This window comes from Lysinibacillus sp. BS3, assembly GCF_039614735.1.
Classification (GTDB): Bacteria; Bacillota; Bacilli; order Bacillales_A; family Planococcaceae; genus Lysinibacillus; species Lysinibacillus capsici.
Window position 1 is genome coordinate 4,087,314 of record NZ_CP154860.1, and the last position, 19,688, is coordinate 4,107,001.

General features: G+C 39.0%; 23 protein-coding genes. 22 read left to right on the forward strand and 1 reads right to left on the reverse strand.

The genetic code is table 11. From position 1 onward, the window contains the following. Positions 1 to 3: 3 nt before the first annotated feature. The gene (locus AAJG31_RS20330; RefSeq protein WP_345803555.1) at positions 4 to 333 is read right to left on the reverse strand and encodes a hypothetical protein; all 330 of its coding nucleotides are present in this window, start codon (positions 331 to 333) and stop codon (positions 4 to 6) included. 193 nt (positions 334 to 526) lie between these two features. Here AAJG31_RS20330 and AAJG31_RS20335 point away from each other — a divergent pair, with 193 nt between their 5' ends. The 22 genes from AAJG31_RS20335 to AAJG31_RS20440 all read left to right on the forward strand — a co-directional run bounded on the left by AAJG31_RS20335 (position 527) and on the right by AAJG31_RS20440 (position 19,687). Next, positions 527 to 1,189: a DUF4355 domain-containing protein gene (locus AAJG31_RS20335; protein ID WP_279495680.1), complete on the forward strand. Its 663-nt coding sequence runs from the start codon at positions 527 to 529 to the stop codon at positions 1,187 to 1,189. A 29-nt stretch (positions 1,190 to 1,218) separates the two neighbouring features. Next, the gene (locus AAJG31_RS20340; protein WP_054550321.1) at positions 1,219 to 2,082 is read left to right on the forward strand and encodes a P22 phage major capsid protein family protein; all 864 of its coding nucleotides are present in this window, start codon (positions 1,219 to 1,221) and stop codon (positions 2,080 to 2,082) included. Positions 2,083 to 2,095: 13 nt separating this feature from the next. After that, positions 2,096 to 2,251, forward strand: a complete 156-nt coding sequence (locus AAJG31_RS20345; protein ID WP_279495679.1) for a hypothetical protein — start codon at positions 2,096 to 2,098, stop codon at positions 2,249 to 2,251. A gap of 8 nt (positions 2,252 to 2,259) precedes the next feature. Then, on the forward strand, positions 2,260 to 2,586 hold the full coding sequence (locus AAJG31_RS20350) for a hypothetical protein (protein WP_279495678.1): 327 nt from the start codon (positions 2,260 to 2,262) through the stop codon (positions 2,584 to 2,586). Further along, the gene (locus tag AAJG31_RS20355; RefSeq protein ID WP_279495677.1) at positions 2,573 to 2,896 is read left to right on the forward strand and encodes a phage head closure protein; all 324 of its coding nucleotides are present in this window, start codon (positions 2,573 to 2,575) and stop codon (positions 2,894 to 2,896) included. The genes AAJG31_RS20350 and AAJG31_RS20355 overlap by 14 nt, the downstream gene beginning before the upstream one ends. Further along, positions 2,896 to 3,147, forward strand: coding sequence for an HK97 gp10 family phage protein (locus tag AAJG31_RS20360; RefSeq protein WP_279495676.1), 252 nt, complete (start codon positions 2,896 to 2,898; stop codon positions 3,145 to 3,147). The genes AAJG31_RS20355 and AAJG31_RS20360 overlap by 1 nt, the downstream gene beginning before the upstream one ends. A 108-nt stretch (positions 3,148 to 3,255) precedes the next feature. After that, the gene (locus tag AAJG31_RS20365; protein ID WP_279495675.1) at positions 3,256 to 3,948 is read left to right on the forward strand and encodes a hypothetical protein; all 693 of its coding nucleotides are present in this window, start codon (positions 3,256 to 3,258) and stop codon (positions 3,946 to 3,948) included. 375 nt (positions 3,949 to 4,323) lie between these two features. Further along, positions 4,324 to 4,767, forward strand: a complete 444-nt coding sequence (locus AAJG31_RS20370; protein ID WP_279495674.1) for a DUF3168 domain-containing protein — start codon at positions 4,324 to 4,326, stop codon at positions 4,765 to 4,767. A gap of 42 nt (positions 4,768 to 4,809) precedes the next feature. Then, on the forward strand, positions 4,810 to 5,586 hold the full coding sequence (locus tag AAJG31_RS20375) for a phage major tail protein, TP901-1 family (RefSeq protein ID WP_279495673.1): 777 nt from the start codon (positions 4,810 to 4,812) through the stop codon (positions 5,584 to 5,586). 65 nt (positions 5,587 to 5,651) lie between these two features. Then, a complete protein-coding gene (locus AAJG31_RS20380) occupies positions 5,652 to 6,155 on the forward strand; it encodes a tail assembly chaperone (RefSeq protein WP_279495672.1) in 504 nt (167 codons plus the stop codon). 56 nt (positions 6,156 to 6,211) lie between these two features. Next, positions 6,212 to 6,433, forward strand: coding sequence for a hypothetical protein (locus AAJG31_RS20385; RefSeq protein ID WP_279495671.1), 222 nt, complete (start codon positions 6,212 to 6,214; stop codon positions 6,431 to 6,433). A gap of 13 nt (positions 6,434 to 6,446) precedes the next feature. Continuing rightward, positions 6,447 to 10,481 carry a hypothetical protein gene (locus AAJG31_RS20390; RefSeq protein WP_279495670.1) on the forward strand — a complete coding sequence of 1,345 codons (4,035 nt, stop codon included), beginning with the start codon at positions 6,447 to 6,449 and terminating at the stop codon, positions 10,479 to 10,481. Positions 10,482 to 10,484: 3 nt separating this feature from the next. Continuing rightward, the gene (locus AAJG31_RS20395) at positions 10,485 to 11,405 is read left to right on the forward strand and encodes a phage tail domain-containing protein (RefSeq protein ID WP_279495669.1); all 921 of its coding nucleotides are present in this window, start codon (positions 10,485 to 10,487) and stop codon (positions 11,403 to 11,405) included. Positions 11,406 to 11,416: 11 nt separating this feature from the next. Further along, positions 11,417 to 14,179: a peptidase G2 autoproteolytic cleavage domain-containing protein gene (locus AAJG31_RS20400; protein ID WP_279495668.1), complete on the forward strand. Its 2,763-nt coding sequence runs from the start codon at positions 11,417 to 11,419 to the stop codon at positions 14,177 to 14,179. 112 nt (positions 14,180 to 14,291) lie between these two features. After that, on the forward strand, positions 14,292 to 16,064 hold the full coding sequence (locus AAJG31_RS20405; RefSeq protein WP_279495667.1) for a phage tail protein: 1,773 nt from the start codon (positions 14,292 to 14,294) through the stop codon (positions 16,062 to 16,064). Positions 16,065 to 16,082: 18 nt separating this feature from the next. Continuing rightward, a complete protein-coding gene (locus AAJG31_RS20410) occupies positions 16,083 to 16,277 on the forward strand; it encodes a hypothetical protein (RefSeq protein WP_279495666.1) in 195 nt (64 codons plus the stop codon). A 79-nt stretch (positions 16,278 to 16,356) separates the two neighbouring features. Next, the gene (locus AAJG31_RS20415) at positions 16,357 to 16,659 is read left to right on the forward strand and encodes a polymer-forming cytoskeletal protein (protein WP_279495665.1); all 303 of its coding nucleotides are present in this window, start codon (positions 16,357 to 16,359) and stop codon (positions 16,657 to 16,659) included. Between the two features lie 135 nt (positions 16,660 to 16,794). Beyond that, the gene (locus AAJG31_RS20420) at positions 16,795 to 17,052 is read left to right on the forward strand and encodes a hypothetical protein (RefSeq protein ID WP_066037375.1); all 258 of its coding nucleotides are present in this window, start codon (positions 16,795 to 16,797) and stop codon (positions 17,050 to 17,052) included. A gap of 4 nt (positions 17,053 to 17,056) precedes the next feature. After that, positions 17,057 to 17,317 (forward strand): phage holin, encoded by a 261-nt coding sequence (locus AAJG31_RS20425; protein WP_279495664.1) that lies wholly within the window; start codon positions 17,057 to 17,059, stop codon positions 17,315 to 17,317. After that, positions 17,310 to 18,032: an N-acetylmuramoyl-L-alanine amidase gene (locus AAJG31_RS20430; protein WP_279495663.1), complete on the forward strand. Its 723-nt coding sequence runs from the start codon at positions 17,310 to 17,312 to the stop codon at positions 18,030 to 18,032. Before AAJG31_RS20425 ends, AAJG31_RS20430 begins: the two co-directional genes overlap by 8 nt. A 177-nt stretch (positions 18,033 to 18,209) precedes the next feature. After that, entirely contained in the window at positions 18,210 to 18,431 is a 222-nt protein-coding gene (locus tag AAJG31_RS20435) for a transcriptional regulator (RefSeq protein WP_279495662.1), read from the forward strand. After that, positions 18,428 to 19,687 carry a UV damage repair protein UvrX gene (locus AAJG31_RS20440; protein WP_279495661.1) on the forward strand — a complete coding sequence of 420 codons (1,260 nt, stop codon included), beginning with the start codon at positions 18,428 to 18,430 and terminating at the stop codon, positions 19,685 to 19,687. Before AAJG31_RS20435 ends, AAJG31_RS20440 begins: the two co-directional genes overlap by 4 nt. The last annotated feature ends 1 nt before the right edge of the window (position 19,688 follow it).

A 19,688-nucleotide genomic window follows, 5' to 3' on the forward strand; every position in this document is an offset into this window, starting at 1 on the left:
GATTTAATCCTTTTGCCTAATCTCTAAATAAACTGAGAAACTGATAGCAATAAACATTATTATCGAAAAAATAATTGTAGCAGTTGATTTGAGAGAGACTGATGTAAAAAATAACACAAGAGAACAAATGATAATAGCTACACGCACTAAAATATTTGTTTTTTTACTTGGCTTTAAAAAATCTTCCAGAATGCCAAGAAAAAAACAAAACGCTATCAATACTAGATACTCATAAAGAAGTATAGGCTCTAAATATTCTGGACTAAACCTTGCTAACTGAATTGCAGATATAAACATAAGAATATATTTTGTGTATTTAAAAATGACTGACAAAGTATCACCTCATTTTTATGATAGTTAACTAAATAATGTAAGTCCAGATGAAATTTGGAGTAATTTTAGTCGTAGTCATACGGCTTTTTATTTTTGTCTTTACTCTTGTAGACGCTATAAAGAACGAGAGAAAATAAACTTTTGAACGGTTTAGGGGCTTGATGAGGCAACTAAATTGGGCAAGGAGGAAAACATGAAATACAATCCATTCAATCTTAAAACTTTAATACCTTTAGATATTCAAATGCTTGCTGACGGGGGCGAAGGAACTCCCCCGACGGATAACCCACCACTAGGAGATGGAGGAAACGGTCAAGGGGCTACATTGACACTTGAATCGGTTCAATCATTTCTAAACGACAATGATGAGGGTAAGAAATGGCTTCAATCATTTGCTGATACTCGAGTAACTGATGCGATTAAAACGTACGAAACTAAAACTCTTCCAAAGAAATTAGAGGATGAGATTTCCAAGCGTTACCCACCAGAATCTGAGGAAGCAAAACAGTTACGCGACTTAAAAGCACAATTTGAGCAGTCTCAAAAAGAAGCCGCGCGCGAAAAGTTAGTTAATCAAGCGTTGTCTACTGCAACAGAAAAGAGTTTACCAGCAAAATTAGTAGAGTTCTTTGTAGGTGAGGATGCAGAAAAGACAACTGCTAATTTAGGCATCTTTGAAGCTGAATTTAATGCTGCTGTACAAGCAGAAGTAGACAAGCGCTTCAAAGATGGTGGAACGCCACCGCCACCAAAAGGTGGTCATCCTACTACATTGACGAAAGAGGCAGTACTGAAAATGACGCCTGATGAAATCAATGCGAATTGGGATGAAATCGTGAAAAACAAATTACTATAACCGATTATCGGTAAGGAGGAAATTACAATATGGCAATTACAAACTTTATTCCAACAATCTGGTCAGCTCGACTACTACACAACTTACAAAAATCTTTAGTGTTTGGACAAACAGGTGTAATCAATCGTGATTATGAAGGGGAAATCAAAGCTTATGGTGACACCGTGAAAATCAACGGCATTGGTGCTGTAACAATCGGTGACTATACAAAAAACTCTAATATGGGAGATCCAGAAGAGTTAACAGATCATACGCGTTCACTACAAATTACTGAATCAAAATTCTTCAATTTCCAGATTGATGATCTTGATAAAATTCAACAAAACCCTAAATTAATGGATGCTGCAATGGCTGAAGCTGCTTATGCACTATCGAATGTTGCTGATCAATTTATTGCATCACATTATGTACATGCTACGAATACTATTGGTACTGATGCAACACCAATTGAAGTGACAAAGGATAATGCTTATGAATACCTAGTAGACCTTTCAACTAAGCTTGATGAATCAAATGTGCCAACTCAAGGTCGTTTTGCTGTTCTACCACCTTGGTTTGAAGGTTTATTGTTAAAGGATGATCGTTTCGTTGGTTCAGGTTCTTTACCAGCTGATGAGCGTTTATTAAATGGCGTTGTAGGTCGTGCAGCAGGTTTCTTATTAATGAAATCTAACAATGCTCCTACTGTTGCAGCAGACACTGGAGTGGTTGCAAACTCTAAAATCATTGCAGGTCATAACATGGCCTGGACGTATGCTGAACAAGCAGCTCAAGTTGAAGGATACCGCCCAGAGAAACGTTTTGCAGATGCTGTGAAAGGACTTCACTTGTACGGTGCCAAAGTGACACGTCCTGAAGCTCTAGCAGTGTTATCAGCTAAACGTCCACAATAAGGAGGGATTTTAAGTGTTTGTTAAAAATTTGAAAACAGATATCACATGGGCGGTCACTGAGGAACACGGTGCCCGTCTTTTACGTACTGATGAATTTGAAGAGGTGGAAGCATCTAAGAGTAAACGTGCTCCAGCTAAGAAAACGGAATCAGACGAAACAGAAAAGTAGGTGGTCTTATGTGGGAACCAACACAAGAAGAATTAGATCAACTAAAGCAAATGAATAACATAACAGGAGCTAAGCATGATGGATTTTACCGTGCAATGGCTCCTATTTTATTTGATGTAGCAAAAGACCATTGTAATGGTAGGTGGGAACCGTCAGAAATGCCACAAGGAGTTAGATTGTTCATTGCTAAAGCCATACAGTTTAATACACAATCAACGGGTCTAAAAGGGCGTGTAATGGGGACTGTCTCGTATAGTTACGACACTGAGTTCCCAAAAGCCATTTGGACATATCTAAGGCCATATAAGAGGGTGAGATTCCATGCATTACGATGAATTTCCTCATGAGGTTGAAGTAGTTCAGAAACGTAAGGTATCCGATGGTGCTGGTGGATTTAAAACAGAATGGTCTCCAGTAGATACTATGGAGGCATTTGTTGATACGCCAACAAGTAAAGAGCAGTATTACGCACAACAGATAGGCAATCCGTTACAAAGATATATGTATTATCCTTACAGAACTGATTTGACTTCTAGCATGCGATTACGCTATGAAGGTGAGATATATGCATTCGCTGGTCGTCCTGAAGATCAGGGTGGTCAACACGAAATCATGCGTGTGGCATTAAAGTTGGTGACTGAATAGTGGCTAGAATTACATTCGGAGGGCGTGAGTTACTAAGGGCAGCACGTAGATTTGAAGAAGGTTTATTGGATAAGATATCAGATATTGTTTATGAGACAGCACGGCTTATACAAACGCAGGCCAAGGCTCTAGCTCCTGTTGATGATGGTAGCTTGCGAGACTCAATCGAAATGAAGATGCTTGGCAAATATAATGCTGTTGTAACGGTAGGAGTACATTACGCGGTAAACGTATGCCGCCCTTATTGGTAACAATAAGTGTTTAAGAATCGGGCAAAATCGGAGGAAGTCTTTTTGTGTAGAATTAAAAACTCGTATTTATGCTTAAATAGGTTATAATCATCATAAGGAGATGATTATATGGAAAGAAATAACAAAGGGCAGTTTATAAAAGGTGGCATTAAAGGTTTCAAAGACTATACAGGGATTCAAAAAAATCAACTTACCTTTATAGAATTTAGTCATATCTACACTTCCCCTTCTGGTAATAGAAGACCATATTGGAAAGTGAGATGTACTTGCGGAAACGAAACTGTTAAGTCTGCTTACGATGTTTACAGTGGGCACACGAAAAGTTGTGGATGTCTTCATAAAACAAATACAAGCAAAGCTAGAAAGAAACATGGTGAAGCTGATACTCGACTATATTACATTTGGGAGAATATGAAAAAACGATGCTACAATCCTAAATCAGATCGTTATGAAAACTATGGCGCACGAGGTATTAAAGTCTGTGATGAGTGGTTAGAAGATTACTCTAATTTTTCCGAGTGGGCGCATGCTTCAGGTTATGAAAAACATTTAACAATCGAAAGAAAAGATTTAAACCAAAACTACTGTCCAGAAAACTGTACATGGATTACTCATAAAGAACAAGCTCAAAACCGTTCAACTAATAAGTGGGTGATAATCGATGGGAAGAAATACTCCCCTATAGAGCTTGAAGAGTTGTACAAGATTCCAGTCAAAACTATTTATGCACGAATTGCTAGAGGTGATACAGGTGAGAATGTTGTAAGACCTTTAGGAAAAAGACAATTCAAGAAAAGATAACACCGAGGTAACTTGATAGATTACGAAAGGCTATCAAGCACCGTAGAGCGTACTAGGTGAATAAATATAATCCTAGCAAGAGTGTCCGACAACCGTCATAGGTTGTTTTTTTTGATGGTTGAAAATGTACGCCGAACTTACAGGTGACTGTAAGAAGTAAAGGATAAAAAGCCTTTACGATAACAAATGGTACGTTGAATTTGGTACAGGTGTCTATAGTGTTTCGGGAAATGGCCGAAGAACACCATGGACTTATTTCAGTACAAAGCTAGGGCGTTATGTAACCACTGAAGGTATGAGAGCTCAACCGTTTTGGGGACCTGCTGTTGACGCTGGAAGGGATTATTTTGAAACAGAAATGAGGCGATTAGGCTTATGACGAATTATTATGCCTTGCCTTATTTTGAATTACAGAAGGCTATTTTTCAAAAGCTAACTGCTTGTGAAGCACTAACGGCCATTACGAGAAAAGATGAATGGGACTTAGGTGTTTATGATGCAGTAGACGAAAACACACCATATCCTTATGTGACAATATCAGAGCCGTATTCATCACCGAATGACACTAAAACAAGCAATATTGAAAGCATCACTTTCACCATTCATACGTGGTGGAAGGATAATGATGATTATAGTGGCAAGCGTATAACTTATGAGATGTTATCTGCTTGTCAAAGAGCTCTAATGACTCGTAATTATGTTATTCCAAATGCGTCAATCTTGAGAGTCGAAAGGCGTGATTCAAGAGTGATAGATGATAATATGCCGGGTGTAAAGCATGGCATTTTAACAATGCAATATATAATACAAAACATTTAACAGTCCTCGGGGGCTGCTTTTATTTTAGGAGGGAAAAGTTAAATGGCACGTTTAAACGGTAAAGATAGCTTATTGTTAGTACAACCTACTGATAACGCATTAGGCACAGAGGGTTTTTTAATTGGAGATCAAACCGAACATACACATTCTTATGAGCGTGAATTAACGGATGAACAAACGAAATTCGGACGTATATTAGGTCCGGGACAATTATCAGAATCACTAGATGTTACCTTTTATGGAAATCCTGATGATCCTGGACAAACAGCAGTATTAGAATCAATTCAAAAGGGCACACAATTAAAAATTTGGGAAGTTCAAAAGCATCTCAATAAGAATGGAAAGCACAATTCTTTATTTGCTTACACATACGTAGAATCATTAGAAAAATCAGCGCCCACAGATAATTTCTTGGAGATTTCAGCAACTTTACAGGTTCTGAATACAACTAAGAATGGTGAATTAAACCCATTACCAGATGATGTACTTAACTTCGGTGATTATGATTTCGAGGCTCCTGGTGAAAAAACTGGTGAGTTTAATGGTGAAGAAACAACAACTCCAGTTGCAGTTACTGGTTTATCAGTGAATCCGACAACACTGACAGTTGGTGTAGGTGATACAGGTAGTATCGTCGCTAATGTAGTACCAGTGAACGCGACAAATAGATCAGTGACATATACATCGAGCGATGAAGCAATTGCTACTGTGAATGCGCAAGGCGTTGTAACAGGTGTTGCAGAAGGTTCAGCTACAATTACAGCAACAACAGTCGATGGTGGATTTACGGCAACAACAGCAGTGACAGTAACTGTATAAACGGACGAGAGAGGGCTAATTAGCTCTCTTTTTTATTGAATACAAACAGAAAAGGATGATCATAAATGGCTCAATTATTAATTGGTGAAAACACTCTTACAGCGAAGTTTACTTTTGCTTTTAAAAATAAGGCAGATAAAGAATTTAATGATTTAGATGCACATGGCAACCGACCAGGTGGCTTTAACCAAATCTATCAAGGCTTATTGCAATTTGATTTAGATGCTTTACGCGCATTTTGGATGTGTGGACTTGCTCATTTATCTAAACAGCCTAGTAAAGCAGAAATTGAAGCAGCTCTAGAAAAACGAATCGAGGAAGATGGCGATGTAGAACCATTATTCAAAGAAGCCTTCCGCGAAATAGATGAATCGGGTTTTTTCAAAAAAGCTGTCAAGACATTCTGGGAGAACTTAGAGCTATTCGAATCAGTAGCATCCGAGGAAGAAAAAGAACAGGCAGCAGCTGGAATCGAAATGATGAAATCAGCGAGAGCCGAATTATTAGAGAACAAACAGATCGAGTTAGTGAAATCCGACAAATCTATCGAGATGCAGCAAGATATCTAAAGGTCTATGATCCAGAGTTAATTCTTTCATGGCGTCCGAGTGAGTTTAGAGCATTCTTGGAAGGGGCTCAAGATGCACGTATCGACCATTATCAAACATTAGCAGACGCAGCCATGTTCAATCGAGTGGCGACTAATAAGTCGCGTATCAATCCTAAGAGCGACTTGTTTGATGCGGATAAAGTAAGAAAATCCATTAATCAAAAACAAGTAGATCCAGAAGTTAAGAAACAGAAACATGCAAAAGCGATGGCAGCATTAAAAAACTGGAAGCCATAGAAGGGAGAATGCTATGAACGGAAACTTCACTGCTCAAATAGGGGCTCGCATAACGCAGTTTATGGCTCGTATGAGGCAAGTTCGTGAGGCCATTCGCACTTCGGCAAATGATGTACGTGTAGAAATTGGTGCAGATATATCCGAATTTAACCGTCGAATGGCTGAAATTCGAGCTCGTATAGCAGCGCTTGTACGAGATAAAGTAGTCGTCAAAATTGAGGCGCGAATAGAAAATTTCCAAAGAAAAATACAACGCATTGCGACAGATATTCGTGCCTTTGGCGAGCTCATGCAACACACGTTACAAGGTTCAATAATTGCCGTTCTACCGATGATTGCACCACTACTAGCTAACGTAGGTGTAGCTATCGCAAATCTTGGTCCAATGATCGGTACATTAGCTGGTTCCACTTTTGCTTTAGCTGGTGCGTTCGCAAGTGCTGGTGTAGCAGCAGGAGCCTTTGCAGCAGTCGCAATACCCACGATTAAAAAGTTATTTGACGAAAACGCACAGTTAAATTTAGCTCAAAAGAATGCTAAAGCCTCTTTTGACAACATGAAATCAACTTACCAGGGACTTGTAAAAGAAACTGAAAAGCCAGTGTTAAATGCTTTTACAAGTGCAATGCAGGCTACAAATACATTACTTACAAAGTTAAGACCATTGTTTATATCCAGTGCTCAAGCTGTATCTAGCTTGATGACACAACTTAACACAGCCATTGGTACGCCACCAATTCAAAAATTCTTGGATTATCTAAACACTACAGGCGCACCAATGTTAAAAACAGTGACTCGTTCAATGGGGAATTTACTTCAAGGCGTATTCTCCATGCTGACTGCATTTGCACCGTTAACAGCTTCAACAGCTAAAGGCTTCGAAGAAATGACAGCACGTTTTGCTGAATGGTCAAATGGCCTTTCAGGAAGTTCGAAGTTCCAATCTTTCGTGGATTATGTGAATACCAACATGCCGAAGATTCGAGCAATCTTCCGTGATGCTACAGCTGGGCTCATTTACTTCTTTGCAGCATTTGGCGGTTCATCAAGCGACATGATGACAGGCCTTGCTAATATGATGGCTCGTTTTAAAGAATGGTCAGCGAGTCTATCTCAAAATCAAGGATTCCAAACATTCTTATCCTATGTGCAACAGACAGCGCCTAGTGTCCTGCAATTAATTGGTAACTTGACTAAGTTTCTAGTGAACTTAGGGATCGGTATGGCTCCTGTTGGTGCAGGGCTGATGAACATTGTAAATAGTATCCTAGAGTTCATAAACAGTGGTATGGAAAGTAACCGGGTTATTGGTGTGCTCTTAGCTAGTTTCATTTCCATAGGCGGAGTATTGCTAGCTGTCGTTCCGAATGTAATTGCATTCAGAGAGCTTTTCAAAGGTTTAGGACCAGCGCTTATAGGTGGTATCGGAAAGGCGCTACCATTTATAACAGGATTATTCACTAATTTTGGCGGAACCATGGTTATGATTGGCGCGAAAATTACAAGTGTCGCTAAATTGATAGGAGTTGCATGGGGTTTTATCACCACCCCAATAGGACTTGTCATTATAGCTATCACAGCATTTATTGCTATCTTGGTGAAAACCTATAAAACGAACGAAGAATTTAGAGCTAAGGTTGACGAAATATGGAAAGCAATCAAAAGTGTTATTTCCTCGGTTCTAAAAGAAATACAATCAACGATCGTTTCTGTTTGGGGTAAAATCACAAAGTTCTGGCAGGATAACCAAGAAAGTATTAAACAAATAGTTGATACAGTTTGGAAATCGATTGGAGTAATAATCAATTGGGCTATGAGTAATATCATCGCTATCTTCCAAGTAGCATGGCCGATTATTTCTGGAGTAGTAAAAATTGCTTGGAATCTTATTAAATCTGCTGTTGAAATCGGCATTAATTTAGTAATGGGTATTATCCAGACAGTCATGCAGTTAATTAACGGTGACTGGAAAGGTGCTTGGGAAACTATTAAGCAAACAGCATCAAGCGTCTGGAACTCCATTGAATCGTTCTTCCGAAATATTAACCTATTTGAAATTGGTAAGAACATTATCCAAGGGTTGATTAAAGGTATCAACTCAATGTGGGAAAATGTGAAGAAAACAGCTGCTGGTATTGCTGATCTAATTCCTGATTGGTTGAAGAAAAAATTAGGCATCCACTCACCATCAAGAGTTATGGCTAAGGTATCTAAGTGGATTCCTGCAGGTGTTGCTACTGGTATTTACAACAGTCTGGATTATATTAAGAAGTCTGCTGAGGCAATGTCTAGAGCAGCTATCCCTAACTTCCAACAAACTGTAAAAGCTACAACCAATATGATGGATACTGCTAAGAAAATCCTTGCATCCAAGACAAGTGAAATTGAAAAGGAAATCAAAACAGTTGAAGCAGAGTATGCGAAGAAAAGAGCAGAGGCTACTAAGAAATCGGACAACAAGATAGCTGAGATCAATGCTAAAGCCAATGACAAAAAGAAAAAGCTAACGGCTGCTCAACAGCGCCAAATCTTGAAATTGCATGATGATGAAAAATCGGCTCTCGAAAAGATCGAAAAAGAAAAAGCTAAAAAGATTGATGCTATTCGCGCTAAGTCAGCAAAAGAGCAGTACGATAAGCTGAAAGAATATGCAGAACATCAAGTAGGGTTGGAAAAGTGGTCTACCAAAGAACAAGCTGCTTACTGGCAGTATGCGACTAGTTTGTTCAAAGAAGGCACAGAGGAACGGATCAAAGCTCAAATTGAGTACAACAAATCGATGGCTGAGTTAACGTCTGAGCAGTTTAATAAGGAAAAAGACTACGTTGAACGTCGTAAGAAGTACAATTTGATGTCATTGACGCAAGAGCTCGCAGCATACGAAAAGTATGTTAAAGCGTACAAAGTTGGTAGCGAGGAACGTATCTATTATGAGGATAAGATCGCTGAGACAAAACAAGCGATTCACGACCGACTGATGGCATTAAACGAAGAATACATTGGCAAAATTAAAGATGTACAACAGGCTGAAATTGATGGTATCAAGGAGCTCAAAAAAGCTTATCAGGATGCCGAGGATGCTCGAACTAAAGAGATTGCTAATGCGATCAGTATCTTTGATGAATTTGAGCGTAAAACAGATGTATTTGGTTCTAAGCTAATAGAAAACCTACGCGGTCAAGTAGATGCAATGCGTGATTGGGCAAACGATCTTCAAATGCTTGCAGCTAAAGGTGTAGACCAAGGCTTGATTGCAGAGCTACAAGCAATTGGCCCAAGTGCTCAAGCCGAAATTGCGGCATTAAATCAGCTAAGTCTTGGTGAATTGAATGAGTACGAAAATCTTTGGAAAGAAAAAACACAGATAGCTAGAGAACGTGCTCAATTTGAGTTAACAGGTCAACGAAAAGATATGGCTGATCAAATTGAAAAGCTCCAAACAGAAACAAAATCTAAGCTAGAGCAATACCAAACCGAATGGGTTGAACAAATCAAGCAAATTCGCGAAGGTACAAAAAATGAATTTAACCCAATGATTAGTAGCATGAAAGAGATTGGTATCAATGCTATTGAAGGCTTACGTAATGGACTAGCTAGTCAAGTGCCTGCTTTACAAGCTCAAGCTAATGAGATAGCAAATACCATCGATAAAACGATTCGTAAAGCTTTACAAATCAAATCGCCATCAAGGGTCCTTGAAAAATCAGGAGTATTTTCCGGACAAGGCATTATTCAAGGCCTAGCAAGCACAAAAGGCATGTTAGAAAACACTGTTAGAAGCCTAACGGATATAATGCAGACTGATATTTCAGCAGCCTCTATCGGGCTGTCTACGGCTCTAAATGGTGGAATGGATTCACATTTATTAAACAGCTACGAGCTAACATCAAGCCAAGATCAAATTGGATTATTAAAACAGATTGCTGCATTAATTAGCAAACTGGATTTTGTTGTGGAATTAGATGGAGATGTAATCAGTGAGTATGTTGATAGAAACCAAAGTAACAGGGTTTCTTCACGAAGAACAACTATTGGTAAAGGAGTGTAGTCGATGGACACATTAATCGAATACAGTACAGGGGCTACACTCTCCCTTGTCAAAGAAGGATACATCACACAAGATATGTTGATTAGACCGATTGACCAGAAAGCATCTAGTGTTGATGTGGACGGGCGACCAGGGGTAGTACGAGAAGCAGTTAATCATGGAACAAGGGTAATCATTTTATCTATTATGTTCATAGCTTCTGATGAAATAGATTTTGCTCTAAGACGCGATAAATTGTTTTCAATTTTTAGCGACTTGGAGCCTTTTTATATCTACGAAGGACGGCCGACCTATAAGACTATTACTTATGAGTTCGAATTACCAGGGCAAACTTGGGGCGAGAATCCTCAACTACCAACCAATATCGAAATACTTAAAGGCAAACGCTACAAAGTGATTCGTACCAATATGAATGAAGTAGAACAAAGAGGGTTGCTAGGGAAGGTTGATGTTGAGTTCGAGACATATCAACTACCTTATGCTGAGTCCTCGGGTACCACTCTAGATGCGCGAACCTTTGATAAAGAGATATGGCAAACAGGCCAAGGATTAGTTGCTGCGGATCCAACAACATTAAAATATGTATTCCAAAACGAAACGTCTTTTCAGGTTTACAACGCTGGTGATGTGCCACTAAAAACCAACTTGCGAGACATGCTCTTTGAAATTGAGTTTCGCGGTGCTAGCACTAATCTAAGCATCAGGAATGTCACGAACGGCATGCAATGGCAATACAACGGTTCTAGTGGCGCTAATGATGTTATTAAGCTTGAAACACCTACTAGATTTACTAAAAACGGTAGCAGTATTTTCAAAGATACAAACCGCAAAGTCTTGGTATTGAATCCTGGCTGGAACACAATTCAAATTACTGGTGCAACTCAATTTCTACTATCCTTTAAATTTAAATTTTATTACAAGTGAGGAGGGCTACAATGGCGCGTATGCGTGAAATCGGTGCTTCCTTTGATAAAGGATACCGTGACGATTTAAACTATAATTTCGGGCTGTTAGAAGCCTTAATCGGTGAAGCCAGTGGTTTGACTGATGCTTTACGTCAAGAAATGCTGAATTATATTAATAATTTACAGCAACAAATTGATATGCTGACTGGTGAAAACATTGGGGAATTACTAGAGCGCCTAAATGATTCCATTCAACAAGCATTAACAGCTGCACAAGAGGCTAGAACAGCTAAAACAGCAACGGAAGAAGCTACAGCTTTAGCTACAACAGCCACAGAATTAGCGAATGCTAGTGCTTTACTTGCTGATGAAAAGGCTAATTATGCTAATGAAAAGGCAGTGTTAGCTCAAAATGCAGCAGATAACGCCAATCAAGAGGCTTCAAATTTATCGCAGTTAAAGATTGATGTAGTACAAGCTACACAAGATGCAAATACAGCAACAGGTAACGCAAATCAAGCGACACAAGCAGCACAGACAGCTACTGACGCAATCTATGTAGTTTTACCAAATGTAACAGGGTTAGTGAATCTAAAGGAATGGACAATAGAAACACAGTATAAAAAGAACAACTTTGTCACTTTAGAAGGTAATGGTTATATGGCGTTACGTGACAATAAAGGAGTTAGACCACCTTCATTACCTGTGCTTTCAAATGCTGATTGGGCAATGTTTGTTCAAAAAGGTGAGAAAGGTGAGCAGGGTACTGGAGTACGAATTCTAGGGACATTGCTAGATGAGAGTGCTTTACCATCCATTGGCGAACCAGGTGATGCTTATTTAATTAATGGCGACCTATATGTTTGGTCGGATACCACAATTGACTGGACGAATGTCGGTACCATTAAAGGTCCAAAAGGTGATACCGGACCTCAAGGACCACAAGGTGAACAAGGTCCCCCAGGACAGGATGCTGATCTCACAGAAGTTAATCAAGAAATAGCAAATTTACAGCAAACGGTCACTGATAATAAAACGGAAGTTACTGAACATTTGGGACATGACGTACTTTCTGAAAATGGAGCACATGGGATAAGGTATTTTAATAATGAGTTAGCTGTTGAAGATGAACAAGGGCAATGGGTTACTGTTGAAACTGGTGGTGCAGAGCTGTATCAAAACAATGTAATGCGAGAAGAAACATCTAATGCTATTGGGTCTAACACTTTTTCTAAATCAACATTATTTGCATCTATTGTAAATTCGGTAGACGCTGCTAACAACAAACTCACCTTATGGAATACAGAAGGTATTTCTGTATCGGATGCTGTTAAACTGAAAAGAAATGACAGTGTAATTTTAGAAGATGCAACAATTATCGCTATTTCAGGACAAGTAATAACGATAAGTACTTTAGTAACATTAGATACAACCATTACGCATGTATTTAAGCTAGGTGGGAGTAAGACTAACCAAAATGCAGAAGGGTTAAAAACTGTATCGAGTGGTAGTAACTCTCATGCTGAAGGAATGTCGACCGTAGCTTTTGGAGATAACTCTCATGCTGAAGGTATGGAAACTTATACATCTGGTACAGCATCTCACGCTGAAGGTAGGTTTACTAAAGCTACAGGGTTTGCTGCTCACGCTGAAGGATTAAACACCAAAGCTACAGGTAATCGTGCACATGCTGAAGGAGCTTATACAGAGGCTATTGGTGATGACTCACACGCTGAAGGTCAAGGCTCTAAGGCTGCTGGAGCATATTCTCATGCGGAAGGCTCTTATACTGAAGCTACTGGTGCATACTCTCATGCCGAAGGGCAAACATCTGTCACTATTGGCGAGGCTTCACATGCAGAAGGTTACAAAACTAGAGCCGAAGGGCATTACTCTCACACAGAGGGGAGTAACACTAAAGCTACAGCAAACTCTGCACATGCAGAAGGGGCTTATACAGAGGCGACAGGTAACTACTCTCATGCGGAAGGTAATAGAACCAAAGCTAAAGGAGAGTATTCCCATTCTAGTGGTGATACTACAACAGCAGATGTGTTCGCATCTACAGCTATTGGTAGATACAATAAGGTAATGAGCGGTTCTCCAACGATTGCAGTTGCTACCGATGATGCTTTTGTAATAGGGAACGGAACAAGCCCTACATCTCTAAGTAATGCTCTCCGTGTACGTTTCAACGGTAGTACTTATGGTATGGGGGCGTGGAACTCTACAGGAGCTGACTACGCAGAATTCTTTGAATGGTCAGATGGTAATGTAGACAACGAGGATAGAGTAGGCTTTGTTGTAGCACTAGACGGAGATAAAATTCGCAAGGCTACAGCAGAAGACACTTACCTTTTAGGTATTATTTCAGCTAACCCGTCTGTTATTGGCGACTCTCACCAAGACGATTGGAACAATAAGTACGTTGCTGACGAGTGGGGACGCATTCAATACCATTGGATAGAAGTAGAATATGAGGAGTTAATGACTGTTCCTACAGAGGATGGAGTTCATAACGAAACTGTCATTAAAACTCGTCAAGACTACGTTCCTATCCTTAACCCTGATTGGAACAATGATGAAGAATACATTCCACGTGAGCAACGTAAGGAGTGGGACACTGTAGGTCTAATAGGTAAGCTGTTAGTGCGTGACGATGGCACATGTGAGGTTAATAGCTATGCGAAAGTTGGTGCTGAAGAAGGTACTTTAACGGCTTCTAATTATCGTACAGATATGCGAGTAATTGAGCGTGTAGCTCCTAACATTGTGCGAGTGTTTATAAAATAATTGTTCCATATTGTTCAGTAAGCGCTACTCATTTGGGTAGCGTATTTTTATTATGAAAGAAGGTGATGCGATGCTGTCAATCACTAACTATGAAGGTACCCTAACAGAGGCTTTGGTATGCAGAGGAAAGCCATTCGTAAGGAAAAATATCGATGGTGTATTTGAACTGACCTTGGATGCAAGTGAACGTGATAACCCACATTCATTTCAACTGATCGCAGAAGAAAGTATCATCGATGCTGGCGGTTTTCAATTTCGTATTAAGCAACTACAACGAAAATCGAGAGGAAATGTGAAGTCAGTCTTTGCACAGCATATTTTCTTCGATAATATCTGGCGCAGGCAAGAGGGCACTAATGGAGGACATAAAACCTTAAATGAATTTGCTACTTTTGCATTGCGGAATACAAACTGGACCTTCACAAGTGATTTTAATGAAGATGGCTTTATCGAAGCTTTTGGTAATGACAATATCGTTAAATTAGTGAATCAAATCTGTGAAGCATTTGAATGCGAGTATGAGATCACATCAAACAGCAACATTCATTTTAGCAAAATGCTTGGCCCAGATAACGACTTTGTTTACCAATATGGTGACAATATCGTTGAACTGTCTAAATCAGTTAATACAGACAATCTAAGGACGCGTATTAGTGCCAAGGGTAAAGATAATCTCGTTGTCCGATACACGTCACCACAGGCTGCTAAATGGGGTATTCGTGATGCCGATGACATGAGCGATGAACGTTTTTCAGATTCAGAGAATTTGATGGATAAAGCACGAAAGTCGTTAAAAGATCAGCCAGAAATATCTATTGAATTAGATTCGATAGAGTTACTAGATAAACAGCTTGGGGAACGTATCTGGCTAATTTACGAGCCGTGGGATTATGAAATGCAGACTCGAATACTAGAGGTTTCACAAGTAATTGATGAAGAAACAGATGAATTTAAGACCGTGGCCGTAGTTATTGGGAATGCATTACCTCAAACATTGTCTGATGAATTGACTGAAACACAAGAGATCTTGAAAGAGTCAATTAAAGAATATCGTTCATCCTTTACACAAACGGACTCAAATATCCGTTTAGAAGTAGAGCGTATAAATCACAGTATTGCAGCTATTGATATTAAAGCTGACAACATTAATTTAAGCGTGAACAACCGTATTACTAACGAGGTGGCTCAACTCAACATCCGAGCTGATAGCATAACAGCAGAGGTTACAAGGGTAGAACGTAAAGCTGATAGCACTCAAACACAAGTGTCGTCTTTATCTATTGAAGTTGGTCAGATATCAACAAGGGTGTCTAATGTCGATTCGAGGTTAGGGACAGCTGAGAGTTCTATTGTTCAACAAGCTGGTCAAATCAGTAGTAAGGTTTCTCAAACAGATTACAACGGTAATACAATAGCATCGTTGATTAACCAAACATCAACGTCAGTCACTATTCAGGCTTCAAAAATCAATTTAGTTGGTGCTGTCAGTGTTCTTTCTGATATCAGTGGTAACTTAGGGACGATTTATGCTGGAAGGATTGAAGGTGCCACAATTGATATTAGCACTGATGCTACAGTAGGAAACAATTTGTATTTAGGTAAAAGTGGAGGTTTTAAGTCACTAGTATTCAATAATTCAAACCGTATCAACAGCTCTGGTTATGGCTTAGAATTAAACGCTCAAGAAATCAATTTAAGTTCTGCAGATATAACAATCGGAACGGGTAGTGGCATTACTGATTTTAATGGGACGGTTGATTTTTCATACGCAACTGTTCGAGGAGTCGCAAGAGCTAATTCGTCAGGTATAGGCATTTCTTACGCAAGTGGAAGATTATATGTGCAAGTTGACGGTTCAACAAAAGGCTCAGTGGCATTAACATAAAAAAAGGAGATTGATATTATGAACTATCAAGTACAACTAAACAACGGCCAAGCAATTAACTTAACGAATGCGGAGTTTGATGTAGCAGCATTTACAGCCACACTCAATGATCAAAAGATTAATTTCGTGAATATCGGTGGAGCAATCATCAATAAACACATCATAATTAGTGTGCTGCCAGTATCAGCTGCGGAAACAGAAACACAAGTATAGGCTGAGCGCTATTTCATTATTTTCTATTAATGAAACTTTCACCCTATTGTAACCGTAATAGAATGGGGAGGTGATCATTATGAAAATACTGAAAGATAAAGTAGAATGTGATCTTACCATTGATACGGATACAAAAATTAGTGGATTAGTCAGTGGTAATGTACAAGTCATAGAAGGTACAGAACTATTTGTAAGTGGACTGATTTCGGGAAATCTAACAATTTCACAAAATGCTTATGTTAAAGTAAATGGTATGGTAAGTGGCGATGTAAACAATAACGGAGAAATTGATGTTTATGGAATGGTAACAGGAAATATTACTAATTTCGATGGAATTGTGACTATTCATAAAGACGCGATGGTAAATGGTAAGAAATATTAATAAAAAGCACTCTCAACCAGAGAGTGCTTTTTATTATGCTATGAGAGCAATCGAGATGGGCAACGGTACAAGTTACTGAATCTCGAAGCTTCTCATGGCTTTTTATTTTAAGGGACAAAGGAGAGGGTATAGGGCATGAGTCAAGAAACAACCTTTCAACAAGCTGTTACTGTAGCTGACCATGAAAGACGGTTACAGGAACTAGAAAAAGACGTATCAACAATTAAACCAATCGTGTACAACACAGCTTCAAGTGTTAAACAAATCGAAAAATCTGTTGAAAAAATGGAACAGAACAGTGATAAAATCAAAGGTTATTTTTTAGCTGCTGCAATTAGTGGTGTCGTTGGAGTTTTATTTATTGCATTACAAAATTCTATTTTTGGAGGATGAATTCATGAAAATTAACTGGAAAGTTCGTTTAAAACACAAACCATTCTTAGTGGGAGCATTTGCATTGTTGCTACTAATCATTCAACAAATTGGCGCACTATTTGGCTACGACACTACAATTTATAACGAGCGAGTTACAGAGTTATTTAACACTGTGCTCGCTTTTTTAGTGCTGATTGGTGTGGTTGTTGATCCAACTACTCCAGGTACTAATGATAGTGACAGAGCAATGAGTTATGAACGAAAGGGTGATAATAATGACTAAAAAATTTGTAGGGTCAAGTGGACATGGGCTAAAAATCAGGGGTGCCAAACATTTTATCGATGAAGTTGATGAAGCCCGGAAAGTAACTAATGAGGTTCATCGAATTCTAACTAGTGAATACAACGGTGCTGGCACAGTGTTCCATGACAATAGTTCAATAACTCAAAATCAAAATTTACAAACGATCGTTACCTATCATAATGGACAACAACGTGATTTGGATTGGAGCATTCACTTTAACGCAGCAAGTGCTATCGATGGACCCAGAGGTGTAGAGGTTCTATATTATGATGTAAAAGATTTATCAGCTAGGATGAGTGCTGCTATTGCTAAAGCATCTGGTTTGAAAGACCGCGGAGCAAAACAACGGAAAGAATTATACTTCCTTAAAAATACGAGTAAACCAGCTATCTTAATAGAAGTGTGCTTTGTAGATAGCAAAGCAGATGTTGAGTTGTATTATAGCAACTTTAATGCTGTTTGTGCGGCTATCGCAGAGGTTTTAGCTGCACATTTAGGATATACAAAAGCACAAACAGAACAGGCATATGATTATGCAGAAGCGAAAGTCATGCTTAATGATACTAAAGCTATATCTGCGAGGATTCTAGAAGGTAGGACGTATGTACAAGTGCGTGAGATTGCTGATTTGTTAGGACTTAAGCTGGTTTATAATAACGAAAGTAAGACAACAAAATTGTATGAAGTAAAATGATAATATCAACCCTCTTGTAATTCAATGGCCTGTTACCTTAATTGGTAATGGGCCTTTTTAATTTCCAAAAATTTTATCTTGTCAAAACACAAACATTTGTTCTATTATGTATACAAACAAGTGTTCTTGTATAAATTATAGAGGAACATTTCACGTACGTATTAGGAGGAAAAATTGATGAGAGAACAACTGGTTAAAGCTATGCAGCGTAATCAAATTGTGAATATGATGTATATGGCTAAAGATGGTACAGTCACAAAAAGACGTATCAATATTATCAAAGTTGTTGGTGATACGTTTCATGCGTTCTGTTTTACCAAACAAGCAAAACGTACTTTCTTAATTGGAAGTATACTCGCTGTTACTCCTGTTGTCCGAAAAGAGCGTGATGTTGTATGAATTATGAAGGAATGCCTGACAAACCAATTGTTTGTATAGACATGAAAAGCTTCTATGCTAGCTGTATCGCCATGTTAGAAGGGTTGGATATACTGAAGGACCCAATAGCAGTTGTCGGCAATTTTAGTCAACCAGGTAGTGTGGTGCTGGCTGCGTCTCCAGTCATGAAAGAACGATTCAAAATTAAGACTGGGAATCGTCGTTATGAAATTCCTAAGCATCCAGATATTAAGCTGTTTGAACCTAAAATGGCTTTCTTTATTCAGATGTCGATGTCAATTACAAAGTTGATTTCTAACTATGTTCCTCCAGAGGCTATCCATGTTTATAGTGTGGATGAAAGTTTCGTTGATCTGACTGGCACTGAAAAATTGTGGGGTACAGCTGAAGAAACCGCCAAGGAAATACAGCGAGCTATACTTGATCAATTTAATGTACCAAGTGCAGTGGGAATGGGACCAAATATGCTAATGGCTAAATTAGCATTGGATTTAGATGCTAAGAAAACAGGCTTCGCTAAATGGACTTATGAGGACGTACCAACAAAATTATGGCCTGTGAGACCTTTGTCAGAAATGTGGGGAATTGGCAAGCAAATGGAGGCTAATCTTAATAAGATGGGCATTCAAACGGTCGGTGGATTAGCAAATGCTGATTTAGATGAATTAGAAAAGCAGTTTGGTGTAATGGGCAATCAATTGTATCACCATGCATGGGGAATAGATTTGTCCAAACTCGGTGAACCTTTAGTCAAGAATCCATCATTAAGCTTTGGTAAAGGTCAAATGTTGATGAGAGATTATTACACACGAAATGAAATATCGGTAGTACTCCTTGAAATGTGCGAGGATGTGATGAAACGAGCACGGGATGCAGGCTTTGTTGGCCGCACGATTAGCTTAGGTCTATCGTACAGCCGTAATGCTATGACGAAAGGATTTCATCGTTCTAAAACAATTTCTGCACCTACAAATGAGACACTTGAAATGTATAAAGTCTGTATCGAATTACTCGACGAACATTTTGCTGGAGAGCCAGCACGTCAGTTATCTGTCCGCATATCAAATCTAGATCGTGAGCACAGTATCCAATTAGATTTATTTGATGAGCGAAAACCTCAGAGACAGCTGATTGGCCCTACCATGGATGCGATTCGTAATAAGTTTGGAGCAACTGCATTATTACGAGCTGTTTCATATACAAGTGCTGGTACAGCTATTGGACGTGATCGCCTAGTTGGTGGGCATTTAGCATAGG

What these genes read in the sequence shown, in the direction of transcription:
- AAJG31_RS20370 (WP_279495674.1), top strand. Translation starts at nt 4,324, where the DNA reads ATGACGAATTATTATGCCTTGCCTTATTTTGAATTACAGAAGGCTATT.
- AAJG31_RS20415 (WP_279495665.1), top strand. Translation starts at nt 16,357, where the DNA reads ATGAAAATACTGAAAGATAAAGTAGAATGTGATCTTACCATTGATACG.
- AAJG31_RS20350 (WP_279495678.1), top strand. Translation starts at nt 2,260, where the DNA reads ATGTGGGAACCAACACAAGAAGAATTAGATCAACTAAAGCAAATGAAT.
- AAJG31_RS20430 (WP_279495663.1), top strand. Translation starts at nt 17,310, where the DNA reads ATGACTAAAAAATTTGTAGGGTCAAGTGGACATGGGCTAAAAATCAGG.
- AAJG31_RS20420 (WP_066037375.1), top strand. Translation starts at nt 16,795, where the DNA reads ATGAGTCAAGAAACAACCTTTCAACAAGCTGTTACTGTAGCTGACCAT.
- AAJG31_RS20390 (WP_279495670.1), top strand. Translation starts at nt 6,447, where the DNA reads ATGAACGGAAACTTCACTGCTCAAATAGGGGCTCGCATAACGCAGTTT.
- AAJG31_RS20335 (WP_279495680.1), top strand. Translation starts at nt 527, where the DNA reads ATGAAATACAATCCATTCAATCTTAAAACTTTAATACCTTTAGATATT.
- AAJG31_RS20365 (WP_279495675.1), top strand. Translation starts at nt 3,256, where the DNA reads ATGGAAAGAAATAACAAAGGGCAGTTTATAAAAGGTGGCATTAAAGGT.
- AAJG31_RS20435 (WP_279495662.1), top strand. Translation starts at nt 18,210, where the DNA reads ATGAGAGAACAACTGGTTAAAGCTATGCAGCGTAATCAAATTGTGAAT.
- AAJG31_RS20340 (WP_054550321.1), top strand. Translation starts at nt 1,219, where the DNA reads ATGGCAATTACAAACTTTATTCCAACAATCTGGTCAGCTCGACTACTA.
- AAJG31_RS20400 (WP_279495668.1), top strand. Translation starts at nt 11,417, where the DNA reads ATGGCGCGTATGCGTGAAATCGGTGCTTCCTTTGATAAAGGATACCGT.
- AAJG31_RS20380 (WP_279495672.1), top strand. Translation starts at nt 5,652, where the DNA reads ATGGCTCAATTATTAATTGGTGAAAACACTCTTACAGCGAAGTTTACT.
- AAJG31_RS20355 (WP_279495677.1), top strand. Translation starts at nt 2,573, where the DNA reads ATGCATTACGATGAATTTCCTCATGAGGTTGAAGTAGTTCAGAAACGT.
- AAJG31_RS20440 (WP_279495661.1), top strand. Translation starts at nt 18,428, where the DNA reads ATGAATTATGAAGGAATGCCTGACAAACCAATTGTTTGTATAGACATG.
- AAJG31_RS20375 (WP_279495673.1), top strand. Translation starts at nt 4,810, where the DNA reads ATGGCACGTTTAAACGGTAAAGATAGCTTATTGTTAGTACAACCTACT.
- AAJG31_RS20410 (WP_279495666.1), top strand. Translation starts at nt 16,083, where the DNA reads ATGAACTATCAAGTACAACTAAACAACGGCCAAGCAATTAACTTAACG.
- AAJG31_RS20395 (WP_279495669.1), top strand. Translation starts at nt 10,485, where the DNA reads ATGGACACATTAATCGAATACAGTACAGGGGCTACACTCTCCCTTGTC.
- AAJG31_RS20425 (WP_279495664.1), top strand. Translation starts at nt 17,057, where the DNA reads ATGAAAATTAACTGGAAAGTTCGTTTAAAACACAAACCATTCTTAGTG.